Genomic DNA, 12,895 nt, shown 5'->3' with positions numbered 1-12,895 from the left:
GCAAAAACACTTGCAGCATCAAAGGGGCTGGCTTAGTGTGCCTGACAATTACTGCCGCTAAGAGTATCGGGTGTTATGTCACTGGAAGTGGAACTGAAATTATTGTTACCGGCACAGAATGCTGCTGCCGTTTTTGCAGAGGTGACGGATTATTGCCGTCAAGAGCTGGCCGCTGTTGAACCCGTTGGCAGCAAGACGCTGCTGAACGCCTATTTTGACACCGCCGACCGCTGGTTTCGCCGCCATGACAGTGGCCTGCGGACCCGGCAGAAACAAGGTCAGTTTGAGCAAACGCTGAAGCTCGCCGGTCAGCAACATGGCGCTGCGCATATCCGGCCTGAATACAATGTACCGGCCAGCGGTGTAGTGCCTGAGCTAAGCACTTTCCCAGCCGAAGTCTGGCCAGCAGGTACTGACGTCGCCGCGCTGCAACAGCAGTTGGTTGAATTATTTCGTACCGATTTTGTCCGGGAGACTTTGTTATTGCAGACCAAAGCCGGTGCCCGCATCGAACTGGTGTTTGATCAGGGTTTCGTCGCCGGTGGTGGTGCGCAAGAGAGCATTTGTGAACTGGAGCTGGAATTGCAAGCTGGCGCAGTCAGTGAAATGTTCACGTTGTGCGCGCAGCTGCTGCAGCGCTTTCCGTTAAGTCTCGGTGTGCAGTCCAAAGCGGAGCGGGGTTACCTGCTGGCACAGCAAACACCGCTGTGCTGGCAAGAATTTTCGCCGGCGGATTCAACCGCAGATCTGCTCAGCAAATTTTTACGCAATCAATTGCTGGTAAGCCGTCAGCTCGCCTCAGAAAAGCAGCTCTCGACACAATGGCAGCAGTGGCAGGCACGGTTGACTGCTGAACCTGTAGCTGCCGCTTTAGCACAAGCTGCCGCAGTGCTTGGTCCTGTGCCGCAGCCGCAAGCGCTGCAGCTATGGTTGCTGCAATACAGTATCTGGTTGCTCGACCCTGCCACTGTTCAGAGTACGTTGATCTAACCTTGTCCGGAGTGAAGCGATGGAACCCGTATCATCAGCCGCATTAACAACCTTCGCTGCAGACTTGCAGGCGCCGCTGGCGCTGCAACGTGCTCAGCTGGATTTTGAACTGGAAAAAGCACTGGAAGCCCAGCTACTGCAATTGCTCGCGGCCAGCCCCTTTATCGGCCGTTGTCTGAAGTTACAGCCACAGCTGTTGGCTGGATTTCTCAGCGGGCAGGTTAGCTTCAGCGCACCGGATTGGACACAGCCGCACACTGAAGCGCAGGCGATGGCGGCGCTGCGACGGTACCGTAACGCCAGTTTGTGTCAGTGTCTGGCTGACGATTTGTTGCGGGGTCAACCGATAGCACAGGCGCTGCAACGGGTGTCGCAGCTGGCGGACCAGCTGATTAATCTGGCCTATCAATGGGCCTGGCAGGAACTGACACCACAATGGGGTCAGCCGCTGGATGCTGCCGGACGCGCCATGCCGTTATTGATCCTCGGTATGGGCAAACTCGGCGGTGGCGAGCTGAATTTATCCTCCGACATTGACCTGATTTTTGTTTATCCGGAAAACGGCGACACCAGCGGTGGCCGGCGCAGCACTGAAAACCAGCAGTTTTATACCAAACTCGGACAAAAAATCATTCTGCTGCTGAATCAAACTACCGCGGACGGCTTTGTTTACCGGGTCGATATGCGGCTGCGGCCTTTTGGTGACAGCGGCCCGCTGGTGCTGAGTTTTGCCGCTTTTGAAGATTATTATCAGGCGCAGGGCCGTGACTGGGAACGGTACGCCATGCTCAAAGCGCGGATTTTAAACCCGGTAGCGCCTTTTGCCGCTGAACTGCAAGGCATGCTGAAGCCTTTTGTTTACCGGCGTTATATCGACTTTTCGGCGATTGAATCACTGCGCCGGATGAAGCAGCTGATTGAGCAGGAAAATCGTCGGCGCAACCGCGTCGACAATATTAAACTCGGAGCTGGTGGCATTCGCGAAGTCGAATTTATCATTCAGACGCTGCAGCTTATCCGCGGCGGCCGCATTCCGGCGATTCAGCAGCCATCGATTTTTGCCGCGATGCAGGCGCTGTGTCAGGAAGGTTTGCTGGATGTTGAAGCTGAGCAGATGCTGCGCAGCGATTACCTGTTGTTGCGTCGTGTCGAACACCATCTGCAGGGCATGGACGACCAACAAACCCAAACCTTACCGGCCGATACGCTGTGCCGGCAACGGCTGGTGCTGGCGCTCGGCGCTCCCGACTGGCCGGCTTTACAGCGACAAATTAATGCTGCCATGGCGCGTATTCATCAGCAGTTCCGCCAGGTGATTGCGCAGGAAGACAATGCTGAACCGCAGGAATTATTGTTAGGCCGCTTGCTGTGGGACAGTGAGCAAAGTGCCGCTGAGCTGGCGGAGCACCTGGACTGGCTGGATGTCGCCGCAGCTGAGTTGTTAATACAGCAAGTGCAGCAATTTAAAGCCGACAGCCAAAAACGCCAGGTCGGGCCGCGTGGCCGTGAATTACTCGCCAAGCTGCTGCCGTTGTTGCTGCATGTAGTGGCACAGGAACAGGCCGGCCCCCAAGTGCTGGAACGGGTGCTTGGCGTGCTGCGGCAAATTGTCTCGCGCACTGCTTATCTTGAACTGTTATTTGAAAATCCACCGGCGCTGCAGCAGCTGGTGCGACTCTGTGGCCGCAGCGGCTGGTTGGCCGAGCATCTGGCGCGTTACCCGATGCTGCTGGATGAGCTGATTGACCCTGAGCAGTTGTATCAGGTGGCGACTGGTGCCGATTATCGCGACCGGCTGCGTCAGCAAATGCTGCGGGTACCGGAAGATGATTTGGAACTAGTGATGGAGAGCCTGCGCCAGTATAAACAGGCACAAACGCTGCGTATTGCGGCGGCAGACATTACCGGGATTTTGCCGCTGATGAAAGTCTCTGACCATCTGACCTGGCTGGCTGAGGCGCTGGTGGAAAAAGTGGTCGAGCTGGCCTGGCAGCAAATGAGCGAAAAATACGGTTATCCGGCCGGGCTGGATGCGCACAGTGCCAAAGCGTTTGCGGTGGTGGCTTATGGCAAACTGGGTGGGCTCGAGCTTGGTTATGGCTCGGATCTCGACCTGGTGTTTTTGCATCAGTGTGATTCACTGGCAGCGACCAGCGGTGAACGCGGCATTGATTCGCGCCAGTTCTATTTAAAACTGGTACAACGCATTTTGCACTTGTGCACCACCCGCACCGCCAGTGGTTTGCTGTATGAAGTGGATACCCGATTAAGGCCGTCTGGCAATGCCGGGCTGCTCACTGTACATGTTGATACTTATGGCGATTATCTGCGCCAGGACGCCTGGACCTGGGAACATCAGGCCTTAGTGCGCACCCGGCTGATTTACGGTGACCCGGCTATCACACAGCGTTTTGAACAGATCCGCGCCGAGATTCTGGCTAAACCTCGAGATTTGGCGGCGTTACGCGCAGAAGTGCGTGATATGCGGCAGAAACTGCGCGAACATCATGGCGCCACTTCGACTGAGGTGAAACACAAAGCCGGCGGCATCGTTGATTTGGAATTTATCAGTCAGTTTCTGGTATTGGGCTATGCCGCGTTATATCCGGCACTTTACCAATACAGCGATAACATCCGTATTCTGGATGCGGCGGCCGAAGCCGGTTTGATGCCGCTGACCCAAGCGCAGCAATTGCAGCAGGCCTATCAGCAGCTGCGTGGCATCAGTCACCGCCAGACGCTGGCGCCGGCGCAAGGCGAGGCGGAAGAGGATTTATCGGTGGCCGAACAGCAAGTTCGGGATGCCTGGCAGCAGTTTGTCGCACAGGAATAACAATCAGTGCTTCATTTCTTCTGCATTCAGGTGCTGGCAGTTTTGTTCCAGAAACAGATTCGGTTTGTCAGTCAGTATCGCAGCACGTTGTTTGGGACAGAAATAAGCGCGCACCGGATTTTCAAAATCCGGTGCTATCGCTTTGGCAATATCTTTTAACGTTTTCAGATAGTCGCCTTCGCTCTGGAAATAGTGCTTCACCACGTAATCGCGCGGTAAAGTCCAATACAGTTCCATTTCTTCTTGCCGGGCAAAATTTATCATATGCTCACGCACTTTACTGCCGGGTTCAAATTTGCGGTTGGCTTTGCTGCCACTCCAGTTCGCCGGCATTTCCGGCACTGTATTGGTGCGGCTTTCCAGCGTGGTGGTCAGCTGGTCGCTGGTGTCATTGAGTTTGATGATAAATTCTTTGGATTTATCCACGCTGGTATCCAGCGAATAACGTAGTTGTTCGTAGAAGTTGGTGAATTCCATCGCGGCGGCGGTTTTAATCTGCACTTTGGCCGGTTCTGATTTTGGCAGCAATAAATCCGGATAAAACAGCAGAACTGCTGCCAGACCCAACAAAAATACCAGCGCCACTATGTGCTTAAACCAAAATCCCATCACAACTGCCTTGTAAAGTGCCGACACATCATACTAAACCTTGTGTCGGCCGGATTCCAGCTACAAATCGTGCCGGCCTGTTATGCGTCACTTTTGCTGTGATACAACGAAGGCGCGTCCGGATCTGGCCTGGTTTTAAATCGGCGGTGTACCCACATATATTGTTCCGGATGCTTCAGGATAGCTTGCTCAACCCACTGATTTACCCGGCAAATTGCCTGATAGTCGTCGTTGCCCGGAAAATCTTCCAGCGCCGGCAATGCTTCAATCTGATAACCCTGCTGGTCCGGTAATTTACTGGTATAAATCGGGATCACCACACAATTGGCCGAACGGGCAAACAGCAGTGTGCCGTTGGTGCAGGCGGTATCTGGCACGGCAAAAAATGGTGCAAAGATAGCTCTGTTACGGCCATAGTCCTGATCCGGTAAATAAAAACACACTTCGCGGTCATTCAGTGCTTTAAGCAGCGCTTTGACGTCACGTTTACCGATCATAAATTTATTGCCGCGACTGCGGCCGCGATACATAAAAAACTCCATCAGCGCATTGTTGTGTGGCCGGTAAAAACCGACGCTCGGATGCGTCAGACCAAACACGCGGCAGGCAGCTTCCAGATGCAGCATATGCGAAGCCAGCAACAACACACCTTTGCCTTGCGTTAAGGCCGCCTGAATATGTTCATAACCTTTAAAATGGGCAATGCGGCGGATGCGCCAGGTCGGCCACCACCAGCCGATCAAGGTTTCAATAGCGGCACAGCCGGTTTCTTCGGCGTTGCGCCAGACCAGCTGCTCGCGCTCCGCTGCAGGCATATCAGGGAAGCAGAGTTCAAGGTTACGTCTTGCGATACGGCCACGCGATTTCAGCAATTTAAAACTGAGCCTACCCAAACCCCGGCCCAGCGCCATCAGCCAGGAATATGGCAACCAGCTGATAAGATAGGCAATGCCAAGAGCCAGCCACAGCAACCAATAACGCGGGTGTAATAACGACAAAGTGAAAGGTGGCGCCTGATACACAAAAAGCCCTCGGAGCGGAAAACGCCGTATTGTAACCAAAAGCGGCAGGAAACAAAGCCTGCAAACAAAAAGGCCACACTGGTCTGTCCGGTGTGGCCTGTTTTAAGCAAGTGATGCTGGGGCTATTATGCGCCGAGCGCGGCATTCACTGTAGCAAGGTCGGCTTCTGTCAGCGTACCAGCTGCTTGTTTCAGCGATAACACGGCCAGGATGTAATCATAGCGTTGTTTGGTCAGATTACGGCGTGCATCAAACAGGTTACGGGTGCTGATCAGCACGTCGACGATAGTCCGGGTACCAACTTCAAAACCAGCTTCAGTGGCTTTTAACGCACTTTCCGCCGAAACCACAGCTTGCTCCAGCGCTTTAATCCCGGCAATAGCGGCGCCGACGTTGTTGTAGTTGACGCGGACCTGACGCACCACAGAGCGGTGACCCAGTTCTAAATCTTCACTGGTGGCCACGTAGTTGGCGCGTTGTTGTTCGGTAGAGGCTGTGGTTGCACCACCAGAGTAAATTGGCACATTCAGGTTCAGGTTCAGGCTTTCGGAATCCTGCTGTGGAAAGTTGCGGCTGTCAGTCAGCGTTTTAGTCGCACTCAGGCCTACAGTCGGATAGTGGCCAGCTTCAGCTAAGTCGATATTGTTTTGTGCAATTTCCACGGCCAGTTTGCGCGCTTGTAAATCCAGACTGCTACCTTCGGCCACCGCAACCCATTCCATCACATTGGCTGGTTTTGGTGCTGTTGGCTTGAACTGAGCGGTATTAAGCGGGCTTAACTGTGAATGGTATTCGCCGGTAATTTCCTGCAAAGATTCACGGGCATTTTCCAGCGCATTGGTCGCAGCAATTTCACGGGCTACCACGCTGTCAAACTGCGCTTGCGCCTCGTGCACATCGGTAATGGCAGTCAGACCGACAGCAAAACGTTGTTTGGTTTGTTCCAGCTGACGTTCCACAGCGCGTTTTTCTGCCACCACAAAAGTTAAGTCGTCATTGGCGCTCAGCACGTTAAAATAAGCCTGTGACACCCGGACAATCAGGCCCTGTAATGCAGCGTTGTAATAAATCTGGCCTTGCAGCGCAGTTTTTTCGGCGTTGGATAAACGCTCCCAATCCCCCCAGTTGAACACTGTCTGAGACAGGCTTAGGCGATTGGTGTAGCCGGTATCTGTGGCACTCATGCCAGCGCCCTGATCTTCGCGGGCTTTGCCTACTGATGATGTCAGGCTGATATCGGGCAGGAAATTCGCTTTGCTGATATCAATCCCCGCTTTAGCCGCATCGCGCTGGGCGGCCGACTTTAACACTTGCGGATCTTTCTTCAGTGCCAGCTGATAAACGTTTTGCAGGTTCTCCGCGCTGGCTTGCAGGCTGAACAAGCCGAGGGCCGCGCACACCAATGAACATAAAGCAGTTTTTTTCATAACCAGGTTCCATGGAAAACAAAATTGAACGGATATTAACGTGTTCGCGTACACTAAGTCGAACCGATAGCGTAAAAGTTGTCGCCCCAAGTGTAACAGAATGTGAGTCCTGATATGCCTGAAATCAAGGAGATAAATTATCCGACATTCACTGCGGCGGATGTCGAAATTAGCGGTGAACACACCGTTTTTCAGGGTTTTTTCACGATGAAATCCTATCAGTTCCGCCATCGTTTATTCCGCGGTGGCTGGAGTGAGACTGTTACAAGGGAAATGTTCGAACGCGGGCATGCGGTGGTGGTTTTACCTTTTAATCCGCTGACCGACGAAGTGGTGCTGATTGAGCAAATTCGCTTAGGCGCAATGCCGAGCTCTGCCTCGCCCTGGCTGCTGGAGGCCGTTGCCGGCATGTTTGGTCCAGCTGAAGATGCGGAACAAGTAGCGCGACGGGAAGCGGAAGAAGAAGCCGGGCTGGTGCTCGGTCGTTTGCTGCCAATGCTGAGTTACCTGAGCAGCCCGGGTGGCACCACAGAACGCATTCATCTGTATCTGGGCGAGCTGTGTGGCCCTGTTCAGGGCGGTGTGTTTGGTCTCGCGGAAGAACACGAAGACATTCAGGTTCATGTCATGCAGCGGCAACAGGCAGTCGCTTTACTGAATGCCGGTAAAATCGACAATGCCGCGACGGTCATTGCGTTACAATGGTTATCTTTGCACCTGGAGTCGGTACGCCAGCAATGGGCGGTACCGGCGGCACAGCCCGAAGAGGATAAATGTCAGCGATGAGTTTGGCAAAGCCGCGCCGTTACCAGCCTTATGTACCGGACTTTTTAAGTCTGTGTGAGCGCAATTACGCGCAGCTGCGGCATTTATTGCCGCGCGCCGGCCAGGTTGGCGATGCGGTACAAATTCAGGTCAGTGCCCTGGATAAGTACGAAGTGAGATTGCAGGAACTTTGCAAATTCACCAGCACAGTGCGGATTGAACATATTCAGACGCCGGCGTTGTCTGAGCGCCTGACCAGTTGGTTAAGACCACAATTTGACGTGCGGTTATATCACGACGCGCGCCTTGCTGAAGTGGTGGCCTGTCAGCAGGTGCGGCAATTTAAAGCGGTTTATGACTACCCAAATACTGACATGCTGCAACCCGACGAAAAACGGCAGATTAATTTGTTGCTACGTGACTGGCTGAGTCTGTGCCGGGCACAGGGCCTGTGCAGTGCAGTGGTGCTGTTGTGACAGATGCAGTCTTTCTCTGGTCCGCAAGTCAGGTCGTACAAATCACCGATTGCCATTTGTTAGCCACGCCGGACGCTGAGTATCAGGGCATCCGGCCTTACCGGCATTTACAGCGGGTGTTGGACGGTCTGCGTGGGGAGGCTCCGCTGTTAATTCTGACCGGAGACCTGACCGAAGATCACAGCCCGGCTTCTTATGTTTTGTTACAACAGCTGCTGGCCGACTGGCCGGCACCGGTGTTTTTATTGCCCGGCAATCACGACGAACGGGCCGCACTGCAGGCGCTTAGTCAGTTACCACCATTTCGGCCCGAGCGCCGGTTGCAGCTGCCGCTCTGGCAGTTGTGGTTATTGGACAGTAAAGGCGACACGCCGGCCGGCAATTTTCCGTCTGAACGGCTTTTAGAGCTGGAACAGTGGCTTGGCGAGAGCAGCGAGCAGCAGGTTTTCTGGTTTTGCCATCATCATCTGCTGCCGATTGGCAGTTTTATCGACCGCTTTGATCAACAGGACAAAGCTGGTTTGTTGGCGTTACTGGAGCGGGAACCGTGCCTGCGGGGTCTGGCGCATGGCCATTGTCATCATGCGTACCAGTTTATCCGGGATCATTTTGTTCAGGTTGGTTGCCCGGCCAGTTCAGTGCAATTTTTACAAACACCAGACTGGCAAACCGAAGATCAGGGCCCGCGGGGCTGTCGCTGGACTTTTCACACCAGTGGCGAACTGCAATGGGAGTTTTTAACCTTTTGACCGCCAAACATATTGTTTATTTACACGGCTTTGCCAGCTCATCACAGTCAGAGAAAGCCGTGCTGGTGCGCGATTATTTTCAGCAGCATCTGCCGCAGCATCAGTTATCGGTACCGGATTTGCCCTACACGCCAGCGGAAGCTTGGCAGGAACTGCAGCAGCTGTGTCTGCAGCGCCGGCCGGATTTGCTGATTGGCAGTTCGCTCGGTGGCTTTTTAGCCACAGCGCTGGCCGAACAGTTTGGTTGTCGCGCTGTGCTGATTAATCCGGCGGTACGGCCACATTTATTGCTACAGCAGCATCTGGGCCGTTATTACCACCCGGTGCGGATGCAACATTACGAAGTGCAGGCCGAACATCTACCGCAGCTGGAAGCGTTACAAGCCCGGCAGCTGCGTCAGCCAGCGCATTATCTGGTGTTGTTACAAAGCGGTGATGAAGTGCTCGACTATCGCCAGGCGCTGGATTTTTATCAGCAATGTCAGTTAGATGTACAAGAAGGCGGCGATCACAGCTATCAGAACCTGCAAAGCCGGCTGGCAGATATTGTCAATTTCGGCCAATTAGCGTAAAACACTGTGGATTGATACAGCTGCGGGCACAGTCCCGCGCGACCCACGCTTGAATCGCATTTCAGACTCCGGAACCTATGCATGACAGAACAACAATATAATGCCGATTCCATTGAGGTCCTGACGGGCCTTGAGCCGGTGCAACGCCGCCCGGGGATGTATACCGATACCACGCGGCCTAATCACCTGGCGCAGGAAGTCATCGACAACAGCGTCGACGAGGCTTTAGCCGGTCATGCCGATACAGTGCAGGTGATTTTGCATGCCGACCAGTCGATTGAAGTCATCGACAATGGCCGCGGTATGCCGGTGGACATTCACCCGGAAGAAGGCGTCAGCGGGGTAGAGCTGATTTTGTGCCGGTTACACGCCGGCGGTAAATTCTCCAATAAAAACTACCAGTTCTCCGGCGGCTTACATGGCGTCGGTATTTCGGTGGTGAACGCCTTATCGACCCGGGTCGAAGTGTCAGTCCGTCGCGACGGCAACGTTTATGATATGGCGTTTGAACATGGCCATAAAGTCAGCGAACTGGCCATCACTGGCACAGTTGGAAAGCGCAATACCGGTACCCGGGTGCGGTTCTGGCCAGACGCGAAGTATTTTGATTCAGCGAAGTTTTCGGTCAGCCGGCTGTTACATGTGCTCAAGGCCAAAGCCGTGTTGTGCCCGGGCCTCACCGTTAAATTCGACGACAAAGTTAACGAACAAAGCTACAGCTGGTGTTATATCGCCGGTATTCGTGATTATCTGGTTGATGCGGTCAAAGACTGTATCACGCTGCCGGAACAGCCTTTTGTCGGCAGTTTCAGCGCCAGCACCGAAGCGGTGGATTGGGCGGTGTTATGGCTGCCGGAAGGCGGCGAACTGCTGACCGAAAGTTACGTCAACCTGATCCCGACTGCGCAGGGCGGCACCCACGCCAACGGTTTACGTCAGGGTTTGCTGGAAGCGCTGCGCGAATTCTGTGAATTCCGCAATTTGCTGCCGCGTGGCATTAAACTGACGCCTGAAGATGTCTGGGACCGCTGCGCTTATATCCTGTCGCTGAAAATGCAGGAACCGCAATTCGCCGGTCAGACCAAAGAACGGCTGTCGAGCCGTCAGGCCTCGAGTTTTGTCAGTGGTGTGGTCAAAGACAGCTTCAGCCTGTGGCTGAACGAACATACCGACATCGCACAGACGCTGGCGGAATTTTGCATCAATAACGCACAAAAACGTTTACGCGCTGAAAAGAAAATCGTGCGGAAAAAAGTCACGGCCGGCCCGGCATTGCCCGGCAAACTGGCCGATTGTAGCGGCTCTGACGTCAGCCGCTCCGAACTGTTTCTGGTCGAAGGCGATTCAGCCGGTGGTTCTGCCAAGCAAGCGCGCGACCGTGAATATCAGGCGGTGATGCCGCTGCGTGGGAAAATTCTCAATACCTGGGAAGTCGATTCAGAGCAAATCCTGGCGTCGCAGGAAGTGCATGATATTTCAGTGGCGGTTGGCCTGGATCCGAACTCTGCCGACCTGTCACAACTGCGTTACGGTAAGGTGTGTATTCTGGCCGATGCCGATTCTGATGGTTTACATATTGCCACTTTGTTGTGCGCGTTGTTTGTCCGCCACTTCCGCGCCTTAGTCGAAGCGGGCCATGTGTTTGTGGCGATGCCACCGTTGTATCGCATCGACATCGGCAAAGATGTTTATTATGCGCTCGACGAAGATGAGAAAAACGGCATTCTGGACCGACTTGAAGCCGAGAAAAAACGCGGGAAAATCAACGTGCAACGCTTCAAAGGTCTGGGGGAAATGAACCCGTTACAGCTGCGTGAAACCACGATGGACCCCAATACCCGGCGTCTGGTGCAACTGACCATTGATGATGAACGCCAGACGCTGGAAATGATGGACATGTTGTTGGCGAAGAAACGCGCCAATGACCGCAAGGACTGGCTGGAGCACAAAGGCGACCGCGCTATCCTGGCCTGAGGATTGTCAGCGCGCGCCGGTCGTTATACTCTGGGCTGCGGATTTATGCACTTTGGATGAATTATTATTACTATGAAAATCTGTGCAGTGTTTTTATTCACCACCTTATGGCTAAGCGCTGCTGCAGTTCATGCGGCCGATCAGACGCAGACCGCGTTGCCGGACTGGTTGGTACAAATTCAGCAACAAAAGAACATCCGACCGGAAGCTATGCTGCAACTGGCGAAAAGCCACGAAGCTGATTTTGGCAACTGGAGTCTCGCACAACAAGCCAGTTGGCTCAGTGAACTGTCGTTGATTTATGAAGCGTTGGGACGCCACCGTGATCAGCTGGCCGCCGCTGAACGCGGTCTGGCACTGGTGCCGGACCAGCTCAGCAAAACCCATATCGAATTGCTGTACAGCATGGGTTACGCGCTGGAAATGCACCGGGAATATGCCCAGGCCAATGAATATTATAAAAAAGGCATGGCGCTGGCGACTGAGCTGAAAGACGAAAAACTGATGATCCAGGGCCAACTGAATCTGGCGGCGATGCTGGCAGAAGAAAATCAGGATCAGGAAGCGCTGCAAACCTTAAAACAAGCCTACGAACGCGCCGTCAAGCTCAATGACAAAGAGACACTGGCCAGCGTCAATGCTGAGCTTGGTCTGATGTATACCATGCTGATGAGCGATGAAGAAGCGCGTAAGCTGCTGGAAGAATCGTACCGGCTGTTTGATGAACTGGGCTGGGAAAAAAGCAAAATATCGGTCTGGTACAACCTGGCCATGACCTATCACTACCAAAGCAAACCGGAACTGGCGCTGGAGATCTTCGATAAGATGCTCAAAGCCAGCCTGCAGGCGGAAGATCCGGTGCAGACTTATTATGCCTATCTTGGTCTGGCGACCACCAATCGTGGCATGAAAAAGTACGACGCTGCAGTGTCTTATATGGAGCAGGCCGACGCTTATCTGCCGCATTTGCAGTCCACTTACCAGCTCAGTGAACATCATTTCGAAAAAGCACTGATTTATCGCGCCTTGGGCCAGACCAGTATGGCGTTTCAGGAAGTAGATCTGGCCGCTGAGCAACTGGGTAATCAGCGCAATGTCTCGGATAAGTTTTACGCTTTGCATTTCGACCGCCTGAAAGCCCGCTTGTATGCCGACAATGGCGATTTTGAAAAAGCCTATAACCTGTTTGATCAGTTCTTCAAAAATTACGTCAGCTTGCAGGATGATAAAAGAGACTTGCAGGTGCAAAAGCTGCGGCTGAGTTTTGATGCCGAGCGACAACAGGCGCAAAACGAATTACTGCAAAAAGATAACGAGCTGCAGGCGCTGCGCCTGCTGGAAATCGAACACAAACGACAGATGCAGTGGCTGTGGATTGGCCTGTTTGCCAGTACCAGTCTGATCCTGCTGATTTTATTATTATGGCAATGGCGACGCCGTCGTCAGAGTGCTGCAGCAACAGCGCAAGGCTGAACGCT

At 53.6% G+C, this 12,895-nt stretch carries 11 protein-coding genes; 8 read left to right on the top strand and 3 right to left on the bottom strand.

Annotated features, from left to right (window positions below):
* Window positions 1–75: 75 nt before the first annotated feature.
* Together ABNT34_RS02500 and glnE are read left to right on the top strand one after the other, a co-directional pair.
* Entirely contained in the window at window positions 76–990 is a 915-nt protein-coding gene (locus ABNT34_RS02500) for a CYTH domain-containing protein (protein ID WP_348728522.1), read from the top strand.
* A gap of 19 nt (window positions 991–1,009) precedes the next feature.
* Entirely contained in the window at window positions 1,010–3,823 is a 2,814-nt protein-coding gene (gene glnE, locus ABNT34_RS02495) for a bifunctional [glutamate--ammonia ligase]-adenylyl-L-tyrosine phosphorylase/[glutamate--ammonia-ligase] adenylyltransferase (RefSeq protein WP_348728520.1), read from the top strand.
* Window positions 3,824–3,826: 3 nt separating this feature from the next.
* Here glnE and ABNT34_RS02490 read toward each other — a convergent pair whose 3' ends face one another.
* The 3 genes from ABNT34_RS02490 to tolC form a co-directional block, all read right to left on the bottom strand.
* Window positions 3,827–4,432, bottom strand: a complete 606-nt coding sequence (locus tag ABNT34_RS02490) for a TcpQ domain-containing protein (RefSeq protein ID WP_348728518.1) — start codon at window positions 4,430–4,432, stop codon at window positions 3,827–3,829.
* Window positions 4,433–4,512: 80 nt separating this feature from the next.
* Window positions 4,513–5,454 carry an LpxL/LpxP family Kdo(2)-lipid IV(A) lauroyl/palmitoleoyl acyltransferase gene (gene lpxL, locus ABNT34_RS02485; RefSeq protein WP_348728516.1) on the bottom strand — a complete coding sequence of 314 codons (942 nt, stop codon included), beginning with the start codon at window positions 5,452–5,454 and terminating at the stop codon, window positions 4,513–4,515.
* A gap of 125 nt (window positions 5,455–5,579) precedes the next feature.
* Window positions 5,580–6,881, bottom strand: coding sequence for an outer membrane channel protein TolC (gene tolC / locus ABNT34_RS02480; RefSeq protein WP_348728514.1), 1,302 nt, complete (start codon window positions 6,879–6,881; stop codon window positions 5,580–5,582).
* 114 nt (window positions 6,882–6,995) lie between these two features.
* On the opposite strand from tolC, the gene nudF reads away from it, so the two are divergent.
* The 6 genes from nudF to ABNT34_RS02450 all read left to right on the top strand — a co-directional run bounded on the left by nudF (window position 6,996) and on the right by ABNT34_RS02450 (window position 12,890).
* On the top strand, window positions 6,996–7,667 hold the full coding sequence (gene nudF / locus ABNT34_RS02475) for an ADP-ribose diphosphatase (protein ID WP_348728512.1): 672 nt from the start codon (window positions 6,996–6,998) through the stop codon (window positions 7,665–7,667).
* The gene (locus tag ABNT34_RS02470) at window positions 7,655–8,122 is read left to right on the top strand and encodes a DUF1249 domain-containing protein (RefSeq protein ID WP_348728510.1); all 468 of its coding nucleotides are present in this window, start codon (window positions 7,655–7,657) and stop codon (window positions 8,120–8,122) included. The genes nudF and ABNT34_RS02470 overlap by 13 nt, the downstream gene beginning before the upstream one ends.
* Complete coding sequence (locus ABNT34_RS02465; protein WP_348728508.1) at window positions 8,119–8,871, top strand: metallophosphoesterase; 753 nt, start codon at window positions 8,119–8,121, stop codon at window positions 8,869–8,871. Before ABNT34_RS02470 ends, ABNT34_RS02465 begins: the two co-directional genes overlap by 4 nt.
* Window positions 8,868–9,443, top strand: coding sequence for a YqiA/YcfP family alpha/beta fold hydrolase (locus tag ABNT34_RS02460; protein ID WP_348728506.1), 576 nt, complete (start codon window positions 8,868–8,870; stop codon window positions 9,441–9,443). Before ABNT34_RS02465 ends, ABNT34_RS02460 begins: the two co-directional genes overlap by 4 nt.
* A gap of 81 nt (window positions 9,444–9,524) precedes the next feature.
* Complete coding sequence (gene parE, locus ABNT34_RS02455) at window positions 9,525–11,417, top strand: DNA topoisomerase IV subunit B (RefSeq protein ID WP_348728504.1); 1,893 nt, start codon at window positions 9,525–9,527, stop codon at window positions 11,415–11,417.
* Between the two features lie 72 nt (window positions 11,418–11,489).
* Complete coding sequence (locus ABNT34_RS02450) at window positions 11,490–12,890, top strand: tetratricopeptide repeat protein (protein WP_348728500.1); 1,401 nt, start codon at window positions 11,490–11,492, stop codon at window positions 12,888–12,890.
* Window positions 12,891–12,895: the final 5 nt, after the last annotated feature.

Source organism: Rheinheimera texasensis (assembly GCF_964031785.1).
Taxonomy (GTDB): domain Bacteria; phylum Pseudomonadota; class Gammaproteobacteria; order Enterobacterales; family Alteromonadaceae; genus Pararheinheimera; species Pararheinheimera texasensis_A.
This window is presented reverse-complemented; position numbering and strand designations above follow the sequence as displayed.